The organism is Pseudomonas sp. B35(2017) (assembly GCF_002113645.1).
Lineage (GTDB): Bacteria > Pseudomonadota > Gammaproteobacteria > Pseudomonadales > Pseudomonadaceae > Aquipseudomonas > Aquipseudomonas ekonensis.
Genome location: NZ_NEIZ01000002.1, coordinates 608,831 through 631,473 on the forward strand (window position 1 = coordinate 608,831; position 22,643 = coordinate 631,473).

Consider the following 22,643-nt stretch of genomic DNA (forward strand, 5'->3'; position numbering starts at 1 on the left):
GTCGCGCGCAGGCTTGCTTTCGCATCAATGGCGCCGGCCGCCCCACCTGTGGGATCCAACCGGCTGGCGATCGGGGCCTTAAGGTCAACAAACATCTGCAATTCGGGCCCGATTTTTGCGCCCGATGAGCCTCTGAGCCCCTCACGTCCCCTTTAAGGCTGTCATCGGTCATCTAACTATGCTCCATGCGCATCTGGGGGATAGGTGCGTGGCGGCTGTTGTGATAACATCCGGCGTTTTCCGAGACAGCTCCGCGGAGTTGTCTTCACTGCGCAAATCCGCGCCGCAGCGCGCCGATTTGTCGTAAGTCGTGGCATGGCATCCGGCCTGCAGCGACGAGCTTCGTTGGTCCCATATGGATATGACGAAGTTTCACCAGAAAAAAGGAATCAGGCTTCTCATGGGCGAACTGGCCAAAGAAATCCTCCCGGTCAATATCGAAGACGAGCTGAAACAGTCCTATCTCGACTACGCGATGAGCGTGATCGTCGGCCGTGCACTGCCGGATGCGCGCGATGGCTTGAAGCCCGTGCACCGTCGCGTGCTGTTCGCGATGAGCGAACTAGGCAACGACTACAACAAGCCGTACAAGAAATCCGCCCGTGTGGTCGGTGACGTGATCGGTAAGTACCACCCGCACGGTGACACCGCGGTGTACGACACCATCGTGCGCATGGCCCAGCCTTTCTCCCTGCGCTACCTGCTGGTCGACGGCCAGGGCAACTTCGGTTCGGTGGACGGCGACAACGCCGCGGCCATGCGATACACCGAAGTGCGCATGACCAAGCTGGCGCATGAGCTGCTGGCCGACCTGCACAAGGAAACCGTGGACTGGGTGCCGAACTACGACGGCACCGAACTGATCCCGGCGGTCATGCCGACCAAGATCCCCAACCTGCTGGTCAACGGCTCCAGCGGCATCGCCGTGGGCATGGCGACCAACATCCCGCCGCACAACCTCGGCGAGGTCATCGACGGTTGCCTGGCCCTCATCGACAACCCCGAGCTGACCGTCGATGAGCTGATGCAGCACATCCCCGGCCCCGACTTCCCGACCGCCGCCGTGATCAACGGCCGTGCCGGCATCATCGAGGCCTACCGCACCGGCCGCGGCCGCATCTACATGCGCGCCCGCTCGATCATCGAAGACATCGACAAGGTCGGCGGCCGTCAGCAGATCGTTGTCACCGAGCTGCCGTACCAGCTGAACAAGGCGCGTCTGATCGAGAAGATCGCCGAGCTGGTCAAAGAGAAGAAACTCGAAGGCATCACCGAGCTGCGCGACGAATCCGACAAGGACGGCATGCGCATCGTGATCGAGCTGCGCCGCGGCGAAGTGCCGGAGGTGGTGCTCAACAACCTCTACGCCCAGACCCAGCTGCAGAGCGTGTTCGGCATCAACATCGTGGCCCTGATCGACGGCCGTCCGCGGATCCTCAACCTCAAGGACCTGCTGGAAGCCTTCGTGCGCCACCGTCGCGAAGTCGTCACCCGCCGCACCGTGTTCGAACTGCGCAAGGCCCGCGAGCGCGGCCATATCCTCGAAGGCCAGGCCGTCGCCCTGTCGAACATCGACCCGGTGATCGCCCTGATCAAGGCGTCGCCGACGCCGTCCGAGGCCAAGGAAGCGCTGGTCAGCACCCCGTGGGAATCCACCGCCGTGATGGCGATGGTCGAGCGCGCCGGCGCCGATTCGTGCCGTCCGGAGAACCTCGATCCGCAGTACGGCCTGCGCGAAGGCAAGTACTTCCTGTCGCCGGAGCAGGCCCAGGCGATCCTCGAACTGCGCCTGCACCGCCTGACCGGCCTGGAGCACGAGAAGCTGCTGGCCGAGTATCAGGAGATCCTCAACCAGATCGGCGAGCTGATCCGCATCCTCAACAGCTCCGCGCGCCTGATGGAAGTGATCCGCGAAGAGCTGGAAGTGATCCGCGCCGAATACGGCGACGTGCGCCGCACTGAAATCCTCGATGCGCGCCTGGACCTGACCTTGGGCGACATGATCCCGGAAGAGGATCGCGTCGTGACCATTTCCCACGGCGGCTACGCCAAGACCCAGCCGCTGGCCGCTTACCAGGCCCAGCGTCGCGGCGGCAAAGGCAAGTCGGCCACCGGCGTCAAGGACGAGGACTACATCGCTCACCTGCTGGTCGCCAACAGCCACACCACGCTGCTGCTGTTCTCCAGCAAGGGCAAGGTGTACTGGCTCAAGACCTACGAGATCCCGGAGGCGTCCCGCGCCGCCCGCGGCCGTCCGCTGGTCAACCTGCTGCCGCTGGATGACGGTGAGTACATCACCACCATGCTGCCGGTCGAGGAATACACCGAAGGCCACTACATCTTCATGGCCACCGCCAACGGCACCGTGAAGAAGACCCCGCTGGAATCCTTCAGCCGTCAGCGCAGCGTCGGCCTGATCGCGCTGGAGCTGGACGAAGGCGACGTGCTGATCTCCGCGGCCATCACCGACGGCGAACGCGAAGTGATGCTGTTCTCCGACGGCGGCAAGGTCACCCGCTTCAAGGAATCCGACGTTCGTGCCATGGGCCGTACCGCCCGCGGCGTGCGCGGCATGCGCCTGCCGGAAGGCCAGAAGCTGATTTCCATGCTGATCCCGGAAGAGGGCAGCCAGATCCTCACCGCTTCCGAGCGCGGCTACGGCAAGCGCACCGCGATCTCCGAGTTCCCTGAGTACAAGCGTGGCGGCCAGGGCGTGATCGCCATGGTCAGCAACGAGCGCAACGGCCGTCTGGTCGGGGCGGTGCAGGTGCTCGACGGCGAGGAGATCATGCTGATCTCCGACCAGGGCACGCTGGTGCGTACCCGTGTCGACGAAGTCTCCAGCCTGGGCCGTAACACCCAGGGCGTGACCCTGATCAAGCTGGCCAAGGACGAGACCCTGGTGGGCCTTGAGCGGGTGCAGGAACCGTCGGAAATCGAGGGTGACGAGCTTGAAGGTGAAGAGGGTGTCGAGCTGGACGACGGCGTGATCGGCGCCGAGCCGGACGACGCAGGCGACAACCTGCAGGCGGACGCCGCAGACGAAGAAGAGTCGCAAGACTAACCCAATCGTAGCAGGGCAGAGTGTTTGCTCTGTCCGCTACCGTGATTGCATAGCGAGAGTGGATGTGAGCAAACGAGCCTATAACTTCTGCGCAGGTCCCGCTGCGCTGCCTGAAGCTGTCCTGTTGCGTGCCCAGTCCGAGCTGCTCGACTGGCACGGCAAGGGTCTTTCGGTCATGGAGATGAGCCATCGCAGCGATGAGTTCGTCTCCATCGCCACCCAGGCCGAGCAGGATCTGCGTGACCTGCTGAATATCCCCTCGAACTATAAAGTGCTGTTCCTGCAGGGCGGCGCGAGCCAACAGTTCGCGCAGATCCCGCTGAACCTGCTGCCCGAAGGCGGCAGCGCCGACTACATCGACACCGGCATCTGGTCGCACAAGGCCATCGAAGAGGCGTCCCGCTACGGCCGCGTCAACGTCGCCGCCAGCGCCAAGCCCTATGACTACTTCGCCATTCCCGGCCAGGACGAGTGGACGCTGTCGAAAGACGCGGCCTACGTTCACTACGCGCCGAACGAAACCATCGGCGGCCTGGAGTTCCAGTGGATCCCGGAAACCGGCGACGTCCCGCTGGTGGCCGACATGTCGTCCGACATCCTCTCGCGCCCGGTGGACATCTCTCGCTTCGGCATGATCTACGCCGGAGCCCAGAAGAACATCGGCCCGAGCGGCATCGTCGTCAACATCGTCCGCGAAGACCTGCTGGGCAAGGCCCGCGCACTGTGCCCGACCATGCTCGACTACAAGGTCGCGGCCGACAACGGCTCGATGTACAACACCCCGCCGACCCTGGCCTGGTACCTGTCCGGCCTGGTGTTCCAGTGGCTGAAGGAGCAGGGCGGCGTAGAGGCCATCGCCAAGCTCAATGACGCCAAGCAGCGCACGCTGTATGACTTCATCGACGCCAGCGGCCTCTACAACAATCCGATCAAGAAATCGGACCGTTCCTGGATGAACGTGCCGTTCCGCCTGGCCGACGACCGTCTGGACAAGCCGTTCCTGGCCGGCGCCGAAGAACATGGCCTGCTGAACCTCAAGGGGCACCGCTCCGTGGGCGGCATGCGCGCCTCCATCTACAACGCTGTCGACATCAACGCGGTCAACGCGCTGGTGGCGTACATGGCGGAGTTCGAGAAGGAACACGGCTGATGTCCGAACAAGAACTCAAGGCGCTGCGCCTGCGCATCGATGCCCTGGACGAAAAGGTCCTGGACCTGATCAGCGAGCGTGCGCGCTGCGCCCAGGAAGTCGCCCGGGTGAAGATGGCGTCGCTGGCCGAAGGCGAGGTGCCGGTGTTCTACCGGCCCGAGCGAGAGGCCCAGGTGCTCAAGCGGGTGATGGAGCGCAACCAGGGGCCGCTGGGCAACGAAGAGATGGCGCGGCTGTTCCGCGAGATCATGTCCTCGTGCCTGGCGCTGGAGCAGCCGCTGAAAGTGGCCTACCTCGGCCCGGAAGGCACCTTCACCCAGGCGGCGGCCATGAAGCACTTCGGCCATGCCGTGATCAGCAAGCCGATGGCGGCCATCGACGAGGTGTTCCGCGAAGTGGCCGCCGGTGCGGTGAACTTCGGCGTGGTGCCGGTGGAGAACTCCACCGAGGGTGCGGTCAACCACACCCTCGACAGCTTCCTCGAGCACGACATGGTGATCTGCGGCGAAGTCGAGCTGCGCATTCACCATCACTTGCTGGTGGGTGAGAACACCAAGACCGACAGCATCACCCGCATCTATTCCCACGCCCAGTCGCTGGCCCAGTGCCGCAAGTGGCTGGACGCCCATTACCCGAACGTCGAGCGCGTGGCGGTGCCGAGCAACGCCGAGGCGGCCAAGCGGGTCAAGGGCGAGTGGAACTCGGCGGCGATCGCCGGCGACATGGCGGCCGGGCTGTACGGCCTGACCCGTCTGGCCGAGAAGATCGAAGACCGTCCGGACAACTCCACGCGGTTCCTGATGATCGGCAACCAGGAAGTGCCGCCGACTGGGGACGACAAGACCTCGATCATCGTGTCCATGAGCAACAAGCCCGGCGCGCTCCATGAGCTGCTGGTGCCGTTCCATGACAACGGCATCGACCTGACCCGCATCGAGACCCGTCCGTCGCGCAGCGGCAAGTGGACCTACGTGTTCTTCATCGACTTCGTCGGCCATCACCGCGACCCGCTGGTCAAGGGTGTGCTGGAGAAGATCAGTCAGGAAGCGGTGGCACTCAAGGTGCTGGGTTCCTACCCGAAAGCAGTTCTCTAAGGGGTATCAGCCTAATGAGCGGTAACTTCCTCGACCTGGCGCAGCCGGGCGTGCAGCAACTTTCGCCCTACGTTCCGGGCAAGCCTGTGGACGAACTGGCCCGCGAGCTGGACCTGGATCCGGCCAGCATCGTCAAACTGGCCAGCAACGAGAACCCGTTGGGCGCAAGTCCGAAGGCCCTGGCGGCCATCCGCGACGAGCTGGCCGAACTGACCCGCTATCCGGACGGCAACGGTTTTGCGCTCAAGTCGTTGCTTGCCGAGCAATGCCGCGTCGAGCTGAACCAGGTGACCCTGGGCAACGGCTCCAACGACATTCTGGAACTGGTGGCGCGGGCCTACCTGGCCCCGGGCCTGAATGCCGTGTTCAGCGAGCACGCCTTCGCGGTGTACCCGATCGCGACCCAGGCCGTCGGCGCGCAGGCCAAGGTCGTGCCGGCCAAGGACTGGGGGCATGACCTGCCGGCCATGCTGGCGGCCATCGACGCCAACACCCGTGTCGTGTTCATCGCCAACCCGAACAACCCGACCGGCACCTGGTTCGGTGCCGAAGCGCTGGACGAATTCCTGCAAGACGTGCCGGAGCATGTGCTGGTGGTGCTGGATGAGGCGTACATCGAGTACGCCGAAGGCTCCGACCTGCCGGACGGCCTGGACTTCCTGGCGGCCTACCCGAACCTGCTGGTGTCGCGCACCTTTTCCAAGGCCTATGGCCTGGCGGCCCTGCGCGTGGGCTACGGTCTCTCCACGCCGGTGGTGGCGGACGTGCTGAACCGCGTACGACAGCCGTTCAACGTCAATAGCCTGGCCTTGGCGGCGGCTTGCGCTGCGCTGAAGGATGAGGACTACCTGGCGCAGAGCCGTCAGCTCAACGAGTCCGGCATGCAGCAGCTCGAGGCGGGTTTCCGCGATCTGGGGCTGGGCTGGATCCCGTCCAAGGGCAACTTCATCTGCGTCGACCTCGGCCGGGAGGCGGCGCCGGTGTTCCAGGGGCTGCTGCGCGAGGGCGTGATCGTGCGTCCGGTGGCCAACTACGGCATGCCGAACCATCTGCGGGTGACCATCGGTCTGCCGGCGGAAAACCGTCGCTTCCTCGAAGCGTTGAGCAAGGTTTTGGCCCGTGGTTGATGTCACTGCGCTGCAACCTGCTGCACCTATGATCGGTCGCTTGGTGGTGGTCGGTCTGGGGTTGATCGGTGGTTCTTTTGCCAAGGGCTTGCGGGAAAGCGGCCTGTGCCGCGAAGTGGTCGGGGTGGATCTCGACCCGCAGTCGCGCAAGCTTGCGGTCGAGCTGGGCGTGGTGGATCGCTGCGAGGAGGATCTGCTCGCCGCCTGTCAGGGCGCTGACGTGATCCAGCTGGCCGTGCCGATCCTGGCCATGGAAAAAGTGCTGGGCCGTCTGGCCGGCATGGAGCTGGGGCAGGCGATCCTGACCGACGTCGGCAGCGCCAAGGGCAATGTGGTGCGCGCGGCCACGCAAGCGTTCGGCGGCATGCCGTCGCGTTTCGTGCCGGGGCATCCGATCGCCGGTTCCGAGCAGAGCGGCGTGGAAGCCTCCAATGCCGAGCTGTTCCGCCGTCACAAAGTGATCCTGACGCCGCTGGAGCAGACCGATCCGCAAGCGCTGGCGGTCGTCGATCGCTTGTGGCGCGAACTGGGTGCCGACGTCGAGCACATGCAGGTCGACCGTCACGACGAGGTGCTGGCCGCGACCAGTCACCTTCCGCACCTGCTGGCCTTCGGTCTCGTCGATTCGCTGGCCAAGCGCAATGAAAACCTGGAGATCTTCCGTTACGCTGCGGGCGGTTTCCGCGATTTCACAAGAATCGCCGGAAGCGACCCGGTCATGTGGCACGACATCTTCCTCGCCAACCGCGAGGCGGTCCTGCGCACACTCGATACATTTCGCAGCGATCTCGACGCCTTGCGCGACGCGGTCGATGCAGGGGATGGGCACCAACTGTTGGGCGTCTTCACGCGCGCCCGGGTTGCCCGCGAGCATTTCAGTAAAATCCTGGCCCGCAGGGCCTATGTGGACGCTATGAACTCCAACGATCTGATCTTCCTGGCTCAACCTGGTGGCCGCCTGTCCGGTCGGATTCGCGTACCGGGCGACAAATCGATTTCCCACCGTTCGATCATGCTCGGCTCCCTGGCTGAAGGCGTCACCGAAGTCGAAGGTTTCCTTGAGGGCGAAGACGCTCTGGCGACCTTGCAGGCGTTCCGCGACATGGGCGTGGTCATCGAAGGCCCGCACCACGGTCGTGTGACCATTCACGGCGTCGGCCTGCACGGCCTCAAGCCGGCGCCGGGCCCGATCTACCTGGGCAACTCCGGCACCTCGATGCGCCTGCTGTCCGGCCTGCTGGCGGCGCAGGACTTCGACAGCACCCTGACCGGCGACGCCTCGCTGTCCAAGCGTCCGATGAACCGCGTGGCCAATCCGCTGCGCGAGATGGGCGCCGTGATCGAAACCGCCGCCGAGGGTCGTCCGCCGATGACCATTCGCGGCGGCAACAAGCTCAAGGGCCTGACCTACACCATGCCGATGGCCAGTGCCCAGGTGAAGTCCTGCCTGCTGCTGGCCGGCCTGTACGCGGACGGCAAGACCACCGTCACAGAGCCTGCGCCGACCCGCGACCATACCGAGCGCATGCTGCGCGGCTTCGGCTATTCGGTGGATGTCGACGGCGCGACCGCCTCGGTCGAGTCGGGCGGCAAGCTGACCGCAACCCACATCGAAGTGCCGGGCGACATTTCCTCGTCGGCGTTCTTCCTGGTGGCGGCCTCGATCGCCGAGGGCTCCGAGCTTGTGCTCGAGCACGTCGGCATCAACCCGACCCGCACCGGCGTGATCGACATCCTGCGCCTGATGGGCGCGGACATCACCCTGGAGAACCAGCGTGAAGTCGGCGGCGAGCCGGTGGCCGACCTGCGGGTGCGGGCAGCTAAACTCAAAGGTATCGAGATTCCCGAGGCGCTGGTTCCGCTGGCCATCGACGAGTTCCCGGTGCTGTTCGTGGCCGCTGCCTGCGCCGAGGGCCGCACGGTCCTGACCGGCGCCGAAGAGCTGCGGGTCAAGGAATCGGATCGGATCCAGGTGATGGCGGACGGGTTGCTGGCGCTGGGCGTCAAGTGCGAACCGACCCCGGACGGCATCATCATCGACGGCGGCCGCATCGGCGGCGGCGAAGTGCACGGTCACGGCGACCATCGCATCGCGATGGCCTTCAGCGTGGCCTCGCTGCGCGCCGATGCGCCGATCCGCATCCATGACTGCGCCAACGTCGCGACCTCGTTCCCGAACTTCCTGGCGCTGTGCGCGCAGGTGGGCATCCGTGTGGCAAAAGAGGCACAGTCGTGAACAGCATCGCACCGGTCATCACCATCGATGGGCCAAGCGGCTCGGGCAAGGGCACGGTAGCCGGCATTCTGGCCGAGCGCCTGGGCTGGAACCTGCTGGACTCCGGCGCGCTGTATCGCCTGTTGGCGTTCGCGGCGCGCAACCATGGTGTCGACCTGACCAATGAAGAGCTGCTGAAGAAACTCGCCGCTCATCTGGATGTTCAGTTCATCCCGGCGACGAACGGTCAGCTGCAGCGCATCATCCTGGAAGGCGACGAAGTCAGCGATGTCATCCGCACCGAGAGCGTCGGCGCCGGCGCCTCCCAGGTGGCGGCGTTGCCGGCGGTGCGCGAGGCGCTGCTGCAGCGCCAGCGCGATTTCCAGGAAATGCCGGGCCTGGTGGCCGACGGCCGCGACATGGGCACGGTGGTCTTTCCCGGCGCCCCCCTGAAGATTTTCCTGACGGCCAGTGCCGAGGAGCGGGCGCGCCGCCGATATTTGCAGTTGAAGGGCAAAGTCGAGGGTGTTAGTCTGTCGAGTCTGCTAGATGAGATCCGTGCGCGCGACGAGCGTGACACCCAGCGAAGCGTAGCCCCGCTCAAGCCGGCGGCCGACGCGATACAGCTGGATTCCACGGAGTTGTCCATCGACCAGGTGCTTGAACGCATCATGAGCGAGATCGCCCTCCGCGATATCGCCGGGTGACCAGAAGGCGGCAGGGGACCAGTCATAGTCCTGCGGCGCTTCTTTTAAATGAAACTGATCCATACCGTCTGGGGTGTGGCTATGGGCGTATCCTTCGCCCTAATCTACAGGAATTAAAATGAGCGAAAGCTTTGCGGAACTCTTTGAAGAAAGCCTAAAGTCCCTGAACCTTCAGGCAGGCTCCATCATCACCGGCGTTATCGTTGATATCGACTACCAGATGGGCTGGGTAACCGTCCACGCTGGCCTGAAGTCGGAAGCACTCATCCCTCTGGAGCAATTCAAGAGCGATTCGGGTGACCTGAACATCAACATCGGTGACGAAGTTCACGTTGCTCTGGACTCGGTTGAAGACGGTTTCGGTGAAACCAAACTGTCCCGTGAAAAAGCCAAGCGCGCTGAATGCTGGATCGTTCTGGAAGCAGCCTTCGCAGCCGAGGAAGTGGTCAAGGGCGTTATCAACGGTAAGGTTAAGGGCGGCTTCACTGTCGACGTTAACGGCATCCGTGCGTTCCTGCCAGGTTCCCTGGTTGACGTCCGTCCAGTGCGCGACACCACGCACCTGGAAGGCAAAGAGCTGGAATTCAAGGTCATCAAGCTGGACCAGAAGCGCAACAACGTTGTCGTTTCCCGTCGCAGCGTCCTGGAAGCCGAGAACTCCGCCGAGCGTGAAGCTCTGCTGGAATCCCTGCAGGAAGGCCAGCAAGTCAAAGGTATCGTCAAGAACCTCACCGATTACGGCGCATTCGTCGATCTGGGTGGCGTGGACGGCCTGCTGCACATCACCGACATGGCCTGGAAGCGCATCAAGCATCCTTCCGAGATCGTCAATGTCGGCGACGAGATCGACGTCAAGGTTCTGAAGTACGATCGCGAGCGTAACCGTGTTTCCCTGGGCCTGAAGCAACTGGGTGAAGACCCGTGGGTTGCCATCAAAGCCCGTTACCCGGAAAGCACCCGCGTCATGGCGCGCGTGACCAACCTGACCGACTACGGCTGCTTCGCTGAGCTGGAAGAAGGCGTTGAAGGTCTGGTGCACGTTTCCGAAATGGACTGGACCAACAAGAACATCCACCCTTCGAAAGTCGTACAAGTCGGCGACGAAGTGGAAGTCATGGTTCTGGACATCGACGAAGAGCGTCGTCGTATCTCCCTGGGCATCAAGCAGTGCAAGTCGAACCCATGGGAAGACTTCTCTGGCCAGTTCAACAAGGGCGACAAGATCTCCGGCACCATCAAGTCGATCACCGACTTCGGTATCTTCATCGGCCTGGACGGCGGCATCGACGGTCTGGTTCACCTGTCCGACATCTCCTGGAACGAAACCGGCGAAGAAGCCGTGCGTCGTTACAAGAAGGGCGACGAGCTGGACACCGTTATCCTGTCGGTTGACCCAGAGCGCGAGCGCATCTCCCTGGGCATCAAGCAACTGGAAAGCGATCCGTTCTCCGAGTACGTCCAAGAGAACGACAAGGGCGCTATCGTCAAGGGCACCGTGAAAGAAGTTGACGCCAAAGGCGCCATCATCGTTCTGGCCGACGACATCGAAGCGACCCTGAAAGCCTCCGAAATCAGCCGTGACCGCGTTGAAGACGCGCGTAACGTCCTGAAAGAAGGCCAGGAAGTCGAAGCCAAGATCATCAGCGTTGACCGTAAGAGCCGCGTAATCCAGCTCTCGATCAAGTCGAAAGACGACGCTGAAGAGAAAGAAGCCATCCAGAGCCTGAAAGCAGCTCCGGAAGGCGAAGCAGTCGACACCACCATGGCGGCACTGCTGAAGCAAGCAATGGCCAAACAGAACTAAGTTCTGATAGGTCATGAAAAAGGGCGACTTCGGTCGCCCTTTTTTGTGCCTGCGATTTGACGTTCGCGGTCTTGATGAAGCGGTTTCGGCAACTGAATGAAACCGGATCGTTTTTTTTGCGGTCTGTTTCTCTGGGCGGATCAATTGCCCAATCGCAGCTAGGCTTGAATTGAAGAGTGCAGTGGTCGGGCTGTTTGCCTGGCATAAGGATCGGAATGAGCAAGCTGATTGTTTTGTTTGCAATGTTGGCGTTGGCGGGGTGCACGACTGGCGCAAAGACGCATGCGGTGCACGGCGTCAGCGGCATAGAGGTTGACTGTTCGGGGTTGGGGGCCGGATGGGACAGGTGTCTCAAGCGGGCCGCCAAGGAGTGCAAGGGGGCTGGCTACAAGGTGTTGGCGAGATCCGACGACGCGAAGGAGGAGGACGTCTTTCCTTTCGGGTTCAACCCGGCAGGCTACGTGACGCGCACCATGCTGGTGATCTGTCGGTGACTCCGCAGCCGTCGCAGGGCCGAAAGCGGGTGTTTCCGGGGCGTTGAAGATATGTCAATCCCTGGGCTGTTCAAATTCTTCAGGGCGTGCTAAAACCTTTGAAGCGCTGATCTAGCTGCTTGAAAAAGAAGGGAAAAACATGACGAAGTCGGAGTTGATCGAACGAATTGTCACCCATCAAGGGCTGCTCTCATCCAAGGATGTGGAGTTGGCCATCAAGACCATGCTTGAGCAAATGTCCCAATGCCTGGCGACCGGGGATCGCATCGAGATCCGTGGCTTCGGCAGCTTTTCCCTGCACTACCGTGCGCCGCGCGTCGGCCGCAACCCAAAGACCGGCCAATCCGTCAGCCTCGACGGGAAGTTCGTTCCGCACTTCAAGCCAGGCAAGGAATTGCGTGACCGTGTGAACGAAGAGGAGGAGGGGCTTTGATCGTCATGCTGCTTTCCGGGGAGTCGGCATGAGCCCTCTCAAACGTATCGTGGCAGGCGTCTTCCTGCTGGTGCCGGTGCTGGCCACCCTTGCGTTCATGCTGGAAAACCAGCAACCGCTTTCGCTGCGCTTCATGGGTTGGGTCGGCCCCGAGCTGCCTGTGTCGTTGATCATGGTGCTGGCGTTGCTGTTCGGCATGTTGATCGGCCCGCTGATCGGTTGGCTTTTCGGGCGGTCGTCCAGGGCGTCCCGCAAACGTCTCGCCTGACACATGCGGCGACAAAGCCGAATGTCGGTGCTGTTCCGTTTGGTTCGCAGCCTATCCAGATCCATTAGTAAATCGTTCATTAAGCTGTAAAATGCCGCCCTGACCGACTGGAGGCATCTTTGCGCTTCCGTCAGGACCGATTTCGATAGAGGCCTCTTCGTTCAGGGGCTTTTGTATTCGTGGATTTGACATCGCCCGGTCGGCGATCCGTCAGCAGCTCAAGGGTATGACTTCGCGTGAAAATTCTCGTAACCGGCGGTGCCGGATTCATCGGCTCGGCCGTTATCCGTCACATCATTTCCAACACGCCCGATTCCGTGGTGAACGTCGATAAGCTGACCTACGCCGGTAATCTCGAATCGTTGGCGCAAGTGAGCCAGGACGAGCGTTACGTTTTCGAGCGGGTCGACATCTGCGACCGCGGGCAGATCGACCGCGTCCTCAATGAGCATCAGCCGGATGCGATCATGCACCTGGCCGCGGAGTCCCACGTCGACCGCTCGATCTCCGGGCCGTCCGAATTCATCCAGACCAACATCATCGGCACGTACACCCTGCTTGAGGCCGCGCGCCAGTACTGGGGCGCGATGGACGAGGCGCGCAAGGCGCGCTTCCGCTTCCATCACATCTCGACCGACGAGGTGTACGGCGACCTGGAAGGGCCGGAAGACCTCTTCACCGAGACCACGCCCTACCAGCCGAGCTCCCCGTATTCGGCGAGCAAGGCCAGTTCGGACCATCTGGTTCGCGCCTGGGCCCGTACCTATGGCCTGCCGACCCTGGTCACCAATTGCTCCAACAACTACGGCCCCTGCCATTTCCCCGAGAAGCTGATCCCGCTGATCATTCTCAACGCGCTGGAAGGCAAGCCGTTGCCTGTGTACGGCAAAGGCAACCAAGTGCGCGACTGGCTGTATGTAGAAGATCACGCGCGGGCGCTCTACAAGGTCGTGACCGAGGGCGTCGTCGGCGAGACCTACAACATCGGCGGACACAACGAAAAGCAGAACATCGAAGTGGTGCATGCGCTTTGCGCCTTGCTCGATGAGCTGCGTCCGGAATCCGCCCATCGCCCGCATGCGGACCTGATCACGTATGTCCAGGACCGCCCCGGCCACGACCAGCGGTATGCCATCGATGCCAGCAAGATCCAGCGTGAGCTGGGCTGGGCGCCCGAGGAAACCTTCGAGACCGGCATCCGCAAGACCGTCGAGTGGTACCTGAACAACGCGGAGTGGGTGGCCCACGTCAAGAGCGGCAGCTACCAGCAGTGGATCGAGCAGAACTACGCGGGCCGTTCGGGCAAGCCATGAAGATTCTACTGCTGGGCAAAAGCGGGCAGGTGGGCTGGGAGCTGCAACGCTCGCTCGCGCCCCTCGGCGAGCTGATCTGCTTGGATCGTCATGGGGCGCCGGGGCTGTGCGGAGATCTTGCCGACCTGGACGGTCTGCGCGCGACCCTGCAAACGGTGCGGCCGGACGTCATCGTCAATGCCGCGGCCTACACCGCCGTCGACAAGGCCGAGGCCGAGCGGGAGTTGGCCGAACGGGTGAATGCCCAGGCGAGCCGGGTCATGGCCGAGGAAGCGGCGCGCCTGGGGGCGTGGCTGATCCACTATTCCACCGATTACGTCTTCAGCGGCGAGGGGGCCGCGCCTTGGCTGGAGACCGATGCGGTGGCCCCGCTGAACCACTACGGCGCCAGCAAGGCGGCGGGTGAGCAGGCGATCATCGCCAGCGGCTGCAAGCACCTGATTTTCCGCACCAGTTGGTGCTATGGCTCCCGCGGCGGCAATTTCGCCAAGACCATGCTGAGGCTGGCCCGTGAGCGCGCAAGCCTCGACGTCGTCGCCGACCAGGTCGGCGCGCCGACCGGTGCGGACCTGATCGCGGACGTCACGGCCCACGCCATCCAGCAGGTCCAACAGCGTCCCGAACTGGCAGGCGTGTATCACCTCGTGGCCGGCGGTGAGGTGTCCTGGCACGGCTACGCCGCTTTCGTCATCGGCCTTGCCCGGGACCTCGGCGAGGAGCTGGCGGTCACGCAGATCAATCCGATCGATTCCGCCGCCTATCCGACCCCGGCCCGCCGCCCCCTGAACTCGCGGCTGAGCAACCAGAAACTGCGCGACAACTTTTCTTTGCACTTGCCGGATTGGCAAAGTGGCGTCACACGAATGCTTAGGGAAATTCTCAACAAATGATCAAGACAAACCGTAAAGGCATCATTCTGGCCGGCGGCTCGGGCACCCGTCTGCATCCGGTCACGCTGGGTGTGTCCAAGCAGTTGCTGCCGATCTACGACAAGCCGATGATTTTCTATCCGCTGTCGGTGCTCATGCTGGCTGGCATGCGTGAAATCCTGATCATTTCCACCCCTGAAGACTTGCCCAATTTCCGCAAGCTGCTGGGCGACGGCAGCCTCTACGGCATCGAGCTGAGCTACGCCGAGCAGCCAAGCCCCGACGGCCTGGCGCAGGCGTTCATCATCGGCGAGTCGTTCATCGGCGACGATCCGTGCTGCCTGATCCTGGGCGACAACATCTTCTACGGGCAGTACTTCACCGAAAACCTGCGTTCGGCCAATGCCCAGCCTTCCGGGGCGACGGTGTTCGGCTATCACGTCAGTGACCCGGAGCGCTTCGGCGTGGTCGAATTCGACGCATCGGGCAGCGCCCTGAGCATCGAAGAGAAACCGCTGAAGCCCAAATCCAACTATGCGGTCACCGGGCTGTACTTCTACGACAACAAAGTGGTCGAGATCGCGAAAGGCATCAAGCCATCGGCGCGCGGCGAGCTGGAAATCACCGACATCAACCGCGCGTACCTGGAGCAGAAGACCCTCAACGTCGAAATGCTGGGCCGCGGGTTCGCCTGGCTGGACACCGGTACGCACGATTCGCTGCTGGAGGCCGGGCACTTCGTCCACACCATCGAGCACCGTCAGGGGCTGAAGGTCGCGTGCCTGGAAGAGATCGCCTACAACAACGGCTGGATCGACGCAGAGCAACTGAAGGTTCAGGCCGAGCGTCTGAAGAAGACCGGTTACGGTCAGTATCTTCAGAAGCTGCTGGACCACCCGACGATGTGAGGCCGGCCGTTCTGTCGGTTGCTGTGGCCCGTATGCACGTGCCGAGTGATCTATGGGGGGCTGGCGCTGTAGAATGGCCGCCAGCGGCGAGGGTTTTGCACTGAATCCGGTGCACGAACGACCAGAAACATAACTGAACCCGCTTGCCCGCCGGTCATCCGCGGGAAGGGGCTTAAGGATTTAGAGCATGGAACTGATTCCCGTAATTTTGTCTGGCGGAGTGGGCAGCCGGTTGTGGCCGGTTTCCCGTGAGGCCCATCCAAAGCCGTTCATGGAGCTGCCGGATGGCCAGAATCTGATCCAGAAGACGTTCCTGCGCGCTTCGCGCCTGGAAGGGGTTGTCGAAGTCCTGACGGTCACCAACCGTGAGCTGCTGTTCAAGACCGAGGACGAGTACGGCCTGGTCAACAAGGCCGGGCACGCCCAGGGCTTCATCCTCGAGCCGTTCGGTCGCAACACCGCAGCCGCCGTCGCTGCGGCGGCGCTCTCGCTGGAGGCCAGCCACGGCGCCGACGCCCACATGCTGGTGCTGGCGGCCGACCACCTGATCAAGGACGAGAAAGCGTTTGCGGCGGCCGTGGCGAACGCCGTCACCCTGGCTTCCGAGGGCTGGCTGGTCACCTTCGGCATCCAGCCGACCTATCCTGAAACCGGCTTCGGCTACATCGAGGCGCAAAAGTCCGCTCCGCTCAAGGGCGGCCTGAAGGTGGCGCGTTTCGTCGAGAAGCCGAACCTGGAAACCGCCCAAGGCTACCTCAGCGCCGGCAACTACTTCTGGAACTCCGGCATGTTCTGCTTCCGCGTCGGCACGGTGCTGGAGGAGCTGCGCCAGCACGCTCCCGACGTCGTCGCCGCGGTCGCCAAGACCATCGAGGCGTCGCGCCTGACGTCGTCCGACAACTACCGTTGCCTGGCGCTGGACAGCGGGCTGTTCGCCCAGGTGCCGGACATCTCCATCGACTATGCGCTGATGGAGCGCTCCCAGAAGGTCGCGACCATCCCTTGCGACATCGGCTGGAGCGACATCGGTTCCTGGAACGCGGTGAGCGAACTGACCCCGGCGGACGAAAACGGCAACCGGTTCGAAGGCGAAGTGCTGGCCCACGACTCGCGCAACAACTACGTGAACAGCGAAGAGCGCCTGACCGCCCTGGTCGGCGTGGAGGACCTTCTGGTCATCGACACGCCTGACGCCGTGATGATCGCCCACAAGGACCACGCCCAGGACGTGAAGCACATCGTCAGCCAGCTCAAGGCCTGCAGCCACACGGTGCACCTGCTGCACCGCACGGTCCATCGCCCGTGGGGCACCTACACCACCCTGGAAGAGGGCAAGCGCTTCAAGATCAAGCGCATCGTCGTCAAGCCGAAGGCCTCGCTGTCGCTGCAGATGCATCACCACCGCAGCGAGCACTGGATCGTCGTCGAGGGCATGGCGGTGGTGGTCAACGATCAGCAGAAGCTGATGCTGAACACCAACGAGTCGACCTTCATCCGCGCCGGCCACCAGCACCGTCTGGAGAACCCGGGCGTGATTCCGCTGGTGCTGATCGAAGTGCAGAGCGGCGATTACCTGGGCGAGGACGATATCGTCCGCTTCGAAGACAACTACGGCCGCGTCGACAAGTAACTGCGGGCCGGACGCCATAAGCCTGACCGGTGCATGTTCTGCCGGTCAGGCTTATTTGCATGTGTCGATCTTCGACACCCATCCATCCCGACGGCGCGCAGCGGATGTTCCCGGCGTGCCGTCACCTGAATCCCGAGCAAGAGACCAGCATGCATACCCCTATCAAGACCCAGTGCTTCAAGGCTTACGACATTCGCGGCCAGGTGCCTTCGGACCTCAATGAAGAGGTCGCCTACCGGATCGGCCGGGCGATGGTCACTGAGCTTCAAGGCAAAAGCATTGTGCTGGGTCGGGACATGCGGCTCGAGAGCCCGATGCTGGCCGAGGCGATGACGCGGGGCCTGCTCGAAGCCGGCGCCGATGTGATCGACATCGGCCTGTGCGGCACCGAAGAGGTGTATTTCGCCACCAGCGCGTTCGGCGCCGACGGCGGCGTGATGATCACGGCCAGCCACAACCCCAAGGGCTACAACGGCATGAAGCTGGTCAAGTCGCAGTCGCGGCCGATCAGCGGCGACACCGGGCTCAACGCCATCCGCGACCGCGTCGACAGCGGTGACCTGGGCCCGTTGGCCGCCACGCCGGGCAGCGTCCGCGTCGAAGCGGACAAGGGCCGCTACATCGAGCACCTGCTGACCTACATCGACGTCGCCACGCTCAAGCCCCTGAAGGTGCTGGCCGACCCGGGCAACGGTGCCGCAGGCCCGGCGCTGCAGGCGCTGATCGATCGGCTGCCGTTTGAATGGGTGGTCATCAACGCCGAGCCGGACGGCCATTTCCCCAACGGCGTGCCCAACCCGCTGCTGCCGGAAAACCGTGACCTGACCCGCCAGGCCTTGCTGGACAACGGCTGCGACATCGGTCTGGCCTGGGACGGCGATTTCGACCGTTGCTTCTTCTTCGACGGCAACGGGCGGTTCATCGAGGGTTACTACATCGTGGGCCTGCTGGCCGAGATGCTGCTCAAGCAGCACCCGGGCAGCAAGATCATCCACGACCCGCGACTGACCTGGAACACCATCGACCAGGTCGAGCAGGCCGGCGGCGTCCCTGTGCTGTGCAAGACCGGGCACGCGTTCATCAAGGAGCGCATGCGCCTGGAAGATGCGATCTACGGCGGCGAAATGAGCGCCCACCACTACTTCCGCGACTTTGCCTACTGCGACAGCGGGATGATTCCGTGGCTGCTCGTGGCGGCCTTGATGTCCGCCACCGGCAAGACGCTGGCCCAGCTGGTCGACGAGCGGATTGCCGCTTACCCCTGCAGCGGCGAGGTCAACTACCGGGTGGCGGACGTGCCGGCGGTGCTGGAGAAGGTGCTGGCGCATTACCTGCCGCACGGCCCGGAGCTCGACAAGACCGACGGCATCAGCCTGTCCTTCGGTGACTGGCGTTTCAACCTGCGCGGTTCCAACACCGAACCGCTGTTGCGGCTCAATGTCGAAGCGAAGGGCGACGAGGCGCTGATGCAGGCGCGGTTCAAGGACGTCGAGGCGCTGATCACGGGCGCCTGAGGCTCCGGGTCTTTTGGCAGCCAACGGCGACCGCGCTTCTGTGAGCGAAGAGGTCAGGCGCGGTCGCCGGTCGCGAAGCATCAATTCTGAAGGTTCATAATTTGAAAACGGTTTTATTGCTGAGTACCTATCCGATCGCCAGTCCCCGGCACGGCGGGCAGGTGCGGGTGGCCAACATCGCCTCGACCTTCGAGCAAAGCGGCTGGAGCGTGACTCACCTGGCGGTCTATGAGCCGGAAGGGTATCCGCCGTCGACGCTGGGGCCGAACGACGTCAAGTTCCCGGCCGGCAGCGACTTCAGGAAGTACAAGGGCGCGTACGTGCCCTTGATCAATGACCTGCTTTCGGGGGAGTTCGCGGCCTCGGAGCAGGGCGGGTTCCCGGAGATCCTCAAGAAGCTGCCGCCGGCCATCGACGTCATCCATGTCGAGCAGCCGTGGCTGTGGCCGCTGGTGCTGAAGATCAAGCAGATGCCCCAGTACCGCAATGCCTGCCTGATCTACGGTTCGCAGAACATCGAAGCGCCGCTGAAGCAGGAGATCCTCGACAGCTACGGCATCAAGGGCGCAGCGCCGGTGATCGCCGACATCGAGGCGCTGGAGCGCAAGGCGGCGCTGGAGGCGGACATCGCCGTGGCCGTCACGCAGGCGGACTATGACATCCTCAAGGCCTGGGGCGCGGCGATGCCGCTGCTCGCACCCAACGGCATCGCGCCGTGGACCGCCAAGGCCGAGGTTCTGGAGACCTGGAAGGCGCGCCTGCCGGAATCGCCGTGGATCCTCTACGTCGCCAGCGCCCACCCGCCGAACTTCAAGGGGTTCAACGAGTGCCTGGGCAGTTCCCTGGCGTGCATCCCGCCGGACAGCAAGCTGGTGGTGGTCGGCAGCGTGTGCGAGCACCTGGAGGCGACGCTGCGCGACAGTCGTTGGGGCCAGCTGAACCTGTCGCGCCTGCAGTTGCTGTACATGCTGCCCGACGAAGACCTGGATGCCGTGAAGACCCTCGCCCATGCGTTCCTGTTGCCGATCCCCCATGGCGGCGGCTCGAACATCAAGACGGCGGAAGCCATCTATTCGGGCAAGTATGTGGTCGGCACCGAGTCGGCGTTCCGCGGGTTCGAGCAGCATCTGAGCCAGCCGGAAATCAGCGTCGCGCGTTCGCCTGCCGAGTTTCACGCTGCGATCCGTGGCCGTTTGACCGGGCCGGCGTCGACAGAGGGCAAGGGACCGGACAGAGCGTCCCGTGAGCCGTTGACCTGGGCCCGGAGCCTGGAACCGATTCCGCAAGCAGCGGCACAAGTCATTGAGAAGAAGGCGCAAGAGGCATGACCACCTGGTTTGATGTGACGACCATTCTGGGCTGGCGCCGGCCAGCGGTAGGCATTATCCGCACCGAAGCGGAAGCGGCCGCCCATGCGCTTGAGCTGATCGCTGCCGGCGAAGACGTGAAGTTCTGCGCCTACGACCATGCCGCCGGCTACGCGGCGGTCTCGGCCGGTGACGTCGCGGCCACGCTGAAGCGCATTTCCGGCGCCCACGCCGTGGCGCCAGGAAAGGTCGCCAGCGGCGCCGCGAACAAAAGCTCGATCGAAGCCCGGCTCAAGGATAAGGCCATCAAGGTGCTGAACCGGCTGCCGACGCGCCTGAGCGGGCGGATCTATCAGTTCTTCCAGCAGCGTCGGGTCTCGATCGTCGAGGCGGTGATCGGCTTGCGGCATTTGCGTTCGGCGGCCAAGGCATTCCTGAAGCCGGCCAACCGCGGTTACGTGTTCGCGCCGGTTGCCCGCAAGGCCGGCATTGCCGGGCATCCCTTCTCCAAGGGCGACAGCTACATTTCCGTCGGCCTGGATTGGGACAACAAGGATCTGCCGTACCTGTACGAGCTCAAGAAGAAGGTCGGCCTGCGGGTCGTCCTTTGCTGCTACGACGTGATCCCTGTGCGCTTGCCGCACCTGTGCGTGGGTGACGTGGCGGCCAAGTTCGCCAACTACTTCACCGATGTCGCCTGGTGCGCGGACAAGATCCTGTGCATTTCGGAATGCACCCGCAAAGACCTGATTTCGCTGCTCGGCGAGTTGGGCGCGCCTGTTCCGGAGACGGCGGTGGTCAAGCTGGGTTGCCAGTTGTCCCATGAGTCGAGCGATGACATCAGCGCGGATGTGAAGGCCCTGCTGAAGGAGCGTTTCGTGCTGTTCGTGTCGACCATCGAGCGTCGCAAGAACCATGAGGTGCTGTACCGGGCCTACACGCGCCTGGTCGACAAAGGCGTGCAGGACCTGCCCAAGCTGGTGTTCGTCGGCATGCCGGGCTGGGGCGTGGGGGATCTGTTGATGGACATCAATCTGGATCCGCGCACGAAAGACCACATCCGCATCCTCAACAATGTCTCCGACTCGGATCTGATGCACCTGTATCGCCATTGCATGATGACGGCCTTCCCGTCGCTGTACGAAGGCTGGGGCCTGCCGGTGGCGGAAAGCCTGGCGGCGGGCAAGTACTGCCTGGCCTCCAGTGCGGCTTCGATTCCGGAGGTCGGTGGGGATCTGCTGGATTACCTGGAGCCGTGGGACGTCACGGTGTGGGCGGCGGAGCTGGAAAAGTATGCCTTCGATCCGGCGGCGTTGGCCGCCAAGGAAGAGGCGATCCGCCAGCGCTACCTGCCGGTGGCCTGGAAAGAGACTGCTCAGGTCGTTTTCGACAGTTCGAGATAGTCAGGCGTCGGTGGCGCAGGCCCGGCGATCCGGGCCTGCGCCGCGAGACCTAGACGATGGTGTTGGTGTTGAACACGCTCAGCGGCGCCTGAATGTCCGCCGTCGCCAGCAGGGCAGGGTTGGCCGACCATTGTTCGATGATGCCTGAAAAGTGATCGACGGCCTTGAGCAGCACCTTCGCCCGAAGCGAAGCGCCGACCGCCAGCTCCAGCTTCTGTGCGTAGTTTTCGGCCGTGAACGTTTCCCGTGCCCACGCTTGTGCCCGCTGCCCGATGGCATTGGCCGATGTCCGGTCCTCGTGGAGCGAAAGGAAGATCCGTTTCAGGTCCTCCACTTCATTGTCCGCCGATATCTTCAGGACGCACGCGTCGGGCAGCTCACTGTAGAAGCCGGTGTCCGTGACGATCGTGGCCTTGCCGTAGAGCATCGCTTCGATGGCCGAGGCGGAGGCGGCCTCCAGGCTGGGCCAGCGCAGGCAACTGATGACATCCGCTTCGCGGATGGCTTCGGACAGCGCCGCGTCATCGACCTCGTTGGAGATGATCAGCTCGACGCCGCTGTCGAGCGCCAGCTCGGACAGTCGTTTTTCCGTTTCCGGAAGGATGGCGCCGACCAGTCGGTAACGGACGTTCGCCCGCAGTGAAGGGCTTTCGGCGATGGCCTGGATGCAGCGTTCGACCCGCTTGTTGGGGTTGACGTGGCCGATGGTCAGGACATTCAGACGGTCACCGCCGGTGTGCCCGTCGTTGCCTGTGGCGCCGGGGGCGTCGTAGGCCAGCGGCGTCACGTAGACCGGGCCGGCACAGGCCGCCAGCACGCGCTCGCAACCCCAATTGCTGTGGGTGATCACGGTGCTGGCCATCGAGCTGATCCACTCGGTGAGCGGGGCTTCGTTGAGGGTCTGGCTGATGAACACCGAACCGTCATGGATCTGGAAGTACCCCTGCGCAACGGCGTTTCCATACCACTGCTCCAGGATCCTGACCGCCTCTTCGCGCCGGTTCTGCGACCAGCCGAAAAACAGATGCCCGAGAAAGAAGTCGTGCAGGCAGACGACGCCGGGGGTCTTGGTCAGCCAGGCGATGCCGCCTTCATGGAACTCGTAGCTGTTGCCGATCTGATAGACGCATTCGTCGGCCGCTTCGATTTCCCGGGCGACTTGGGCTTCGTCGGTCCATGGCAGCACGGTGCAGCCGAAGTCGTGCAGCTCGTCGGCCGTGACGTGCTGGCTTTCGGTGCGGACCACCACGACCTGGTGTTGCTGGGCCAGGAGCTGGCGGACGACGAGCCGGGTCATCCGGCCGATGGCCGACGTCTTGACGGCCGGCGTGAACATGACAAGT

Annotated in this window: 18 protein-coding genes; 17 read left to right on the forward strand and 1 reads right to left on the reverse strand. The window is 63.3% G+C overall.

Annotated elements, in window-relative coordinates:
• The first annotated feature begins 400 nt into the window (after positions 1 to 400).
• From gyrA to CAG41_RS06460, 17 genes are all read left to right on the forward strand, one after another.
• Complete coding sequence (gene gyrA / locus CAG41_RS06380) at positions 401 to 3,064, forward strand: DNA gyrase subunit A (protein ID WP_085578050.1); 2,664 nt, start codon at positions 401 to 403, stop codon at positions 3,062 to 3,064.
• A gap of 64 nt (positions 3,065 to 3,128) precedes the next feature.
• Entirely contained in the window at positions 3,129 to 4,214 is a 1,086-nt protein-coding gene (serC, locus tag CAG41_RS06385) for a 3-phosphoserine/phosphohydroxythreonine transaminase (RefSeq protein WP_085578279.1), read from the forward strand.
• Positions 4,214 to 5,308: a prephenate dehydratase gene (gene pheA / locus CAG41_RS06390; protein WP_085578049.1), complete on the forward strand. Its 1,095-nt coding sequence runs from the start codon at positions 4,214 to 4,216 to the stop codon at positions 5,306 to 5,308. The genes serC and pheA overlap by 1 nt, the downstream gene beginning before the upstream one ends.
• A gap of 14 nt (positions 5,309 to 5,322) precedes the next feature.
• Positions 5,323 to 6,435: a histidinol-phosphate transaminase gene (gene hisC / locus CAG41_RS06395; protein WP_085629759.1), complete on the forward strand. Its 1,113-nt coding sequence runs from the start codon at positions 5,323 to 5,325 to the stop codon at positions 6,433 to 6,435.
• 28 nt (positions 6,436 to 6,463) lie between these two features.
• Complete coding sequence (locus CAG41_RS06400) at positions 6,464 to 8,671, forward strand: bifunctional prephenate dehydrogenase/3-phosphoshikimate 1-carboxyvinyltransferase (RefSeq protein WP_256576782.1); 2,208 nt, start codon at positions 6,464 to 6,466, stop codon at positions 8,669 to 8,671.
• On the forward strand, positions 8,668 to 9,357 hold the full coding sequence (gene cmk / locus CAG41_RS06405; protein WP_085578046.1) for a (d)CMP kinase: 690 nt from the start codon (positions 8,668 to 8,670) through the stop codon (positions 9,355 to 9,357). Before CAG41_RS06400 ends, cmk begins: the two co-directional genes overlap by 4 nt.
• A gap of 118 nt (positions 9,358 to 9,475) precedes the next feature.
• Entirely contained in the window at positions 9,476 to 11,161 is a 1,686-nt protein-coding gene (rpsA, locus tag CAG41_RS06410) for a 30S ribosomal protein S1 (protein WP_085578045.1), read from the forward strand.
• A gap of 215 nt (positions 11,162 to 11,376) precedes the next feature.
• On the forward strand, positions 11,377 to 11,655 hold the full coding sequence (locus CAG41_RS06415) for a hypothetical protein (protein WP_085706791.1): 279 nt from the start codon (positions 11,377 to 11,379) through the stop codon (positions 11,653 to 11,655).
• Positions 11,656 to 11,794: 139 nt separating this feature from the next.
• A complete protein-coding gene (gene ihfB, locus CAG41_RS06420; RefSeq protein ID WP_077047287.1) occupies positions 11,795 to 12,088 on the forward strand; it encodes an integration host factor subunit beta in 294 nt (97 codons plus the stop codon).
• 28 nt (positions 12,089 to 12,116) lie between these two features.
• A complete protein-coding gene (locus tag CAG41_RS06425) occupies positions 12,117 to 12,356 on the forward strand; it encodes a LapA family protein (RefSeq protein ID WP_085578043.1) in 240 nt (79 codons plus the stop codon).
• Positions 12,357 to 12,592: 236 nt separating this feature from the next.
• Positions 12,593 to 13,669 carry a dTDP-glucose 4,6-dehydratase gene (gene rfbB, locus CAG41_RS06430; protein WP_085629763.1) on the forward strand — a complete coding sequence of 359 codons (1,077 nt, stop codon included), beginning with the start codon at positions 12,593 to 12,595 and terminating at the stop codon, positions 13,667 to 13,669.
• The gene (rfbD, locus tag CAG41_RS06435) at positions 13,666 to 14,559 is read left to right on the forward strand and encodes a dTDP-4-dehydrorhamnose reductase (protein WP_085693996.1); all 894 of its coding nucleotides are present in this window, start codon (positions 13,666 to 13,668) and stop codon (positions 14,557 to 14,559) included. The genes rfbB and rfbD overlap by 4 nt, the downstream gene beginning before the upstream one ends.
• Positions 14,556 to 15,446, forward strand: coding sequence for a glucose-1-phosphate thymidylyltransferase RfbA (gene rfbA, locus CAG41_RS06440; RefSeq protein WP_085578040.1), 891 nt, complete (start codon positions 14,556 to 14,558; stop codon positions 15,444 to 15,446). The genes rfbD and rfbA overlap by 4 nt, the downstream gene beginning before the upstream one ends.
• Positions 15,447 to 15,633: 187 nt before the next feature.
• Positions 15,634 to 17,076: a mannose-1-phosphate guanylyltransferase/mannose-6-phosphate isomerase gene (locus CAG41_RS06445; protein WP_085578039.1), complete on the forward strand. Its 1,443-nt coding sequence runs from the start codon at positions 15,634 to 15,636 to the stop codon at positions 17,074 to 17,076.
• Positions 17,077 to 17,225: 149 nt separating this feature from the next.
• Complete coding sequence (locus CAG41_RS06450; RefSeq protein WP_085578277.1) at positions 17,226 to 18,590, forward strand: phosphomannomutase; 1,365 nt, start codon at positions 17,226 to 17,228, stop codon at positions 18,588 to 18,590.
• A gap of 101 nt (positions 18,591 to 18,691) precedes the next feature.
• Positions 18,692 to 19,918: a glycosyltransferase family 4 protein gene (locus tag CAG41_RS06455; protein ID WP_139831346.1), complete on the forward strand. Its 1,227-nt coding sequence runs from the start codon at positions 18,692 to 18,694 to the stop codon at positions 19,916 to 19,918.
• Entirely contained in the window at positions 19,915 to 21,300 is a 1,386-nt protein-coding gene (locus CAG41_RS06460; RefSeq protein ID WP_085706792.1) for a glycosyltransferase family 1 protein, read from the forward strand. The genes CAG41_RS06455 and CAG41_RS06460 overlap by 4 nt, the downstream gene beginning before the upstream one ends.
• A gap of 49 nt (positions 21,301 to 21,349) precedes the next feature.
• On the opposite strand, the gene CAG41_RS06465 is transcribed toward CAG41_RS06460, so the two are convergent.
• Complete coding sequence (locus CAG41_RS06465; protein ID WP_170930264.1) at positions 21,350 to 22,636, reverse strand: glycosyltransferase; 1,287 nt, start codon at positions 22,634 to 22,636, stop codon at positions 21,350 to 21,352.
• Positions 22,637 to 22,643: the final 7 nt, after the last annotated feature.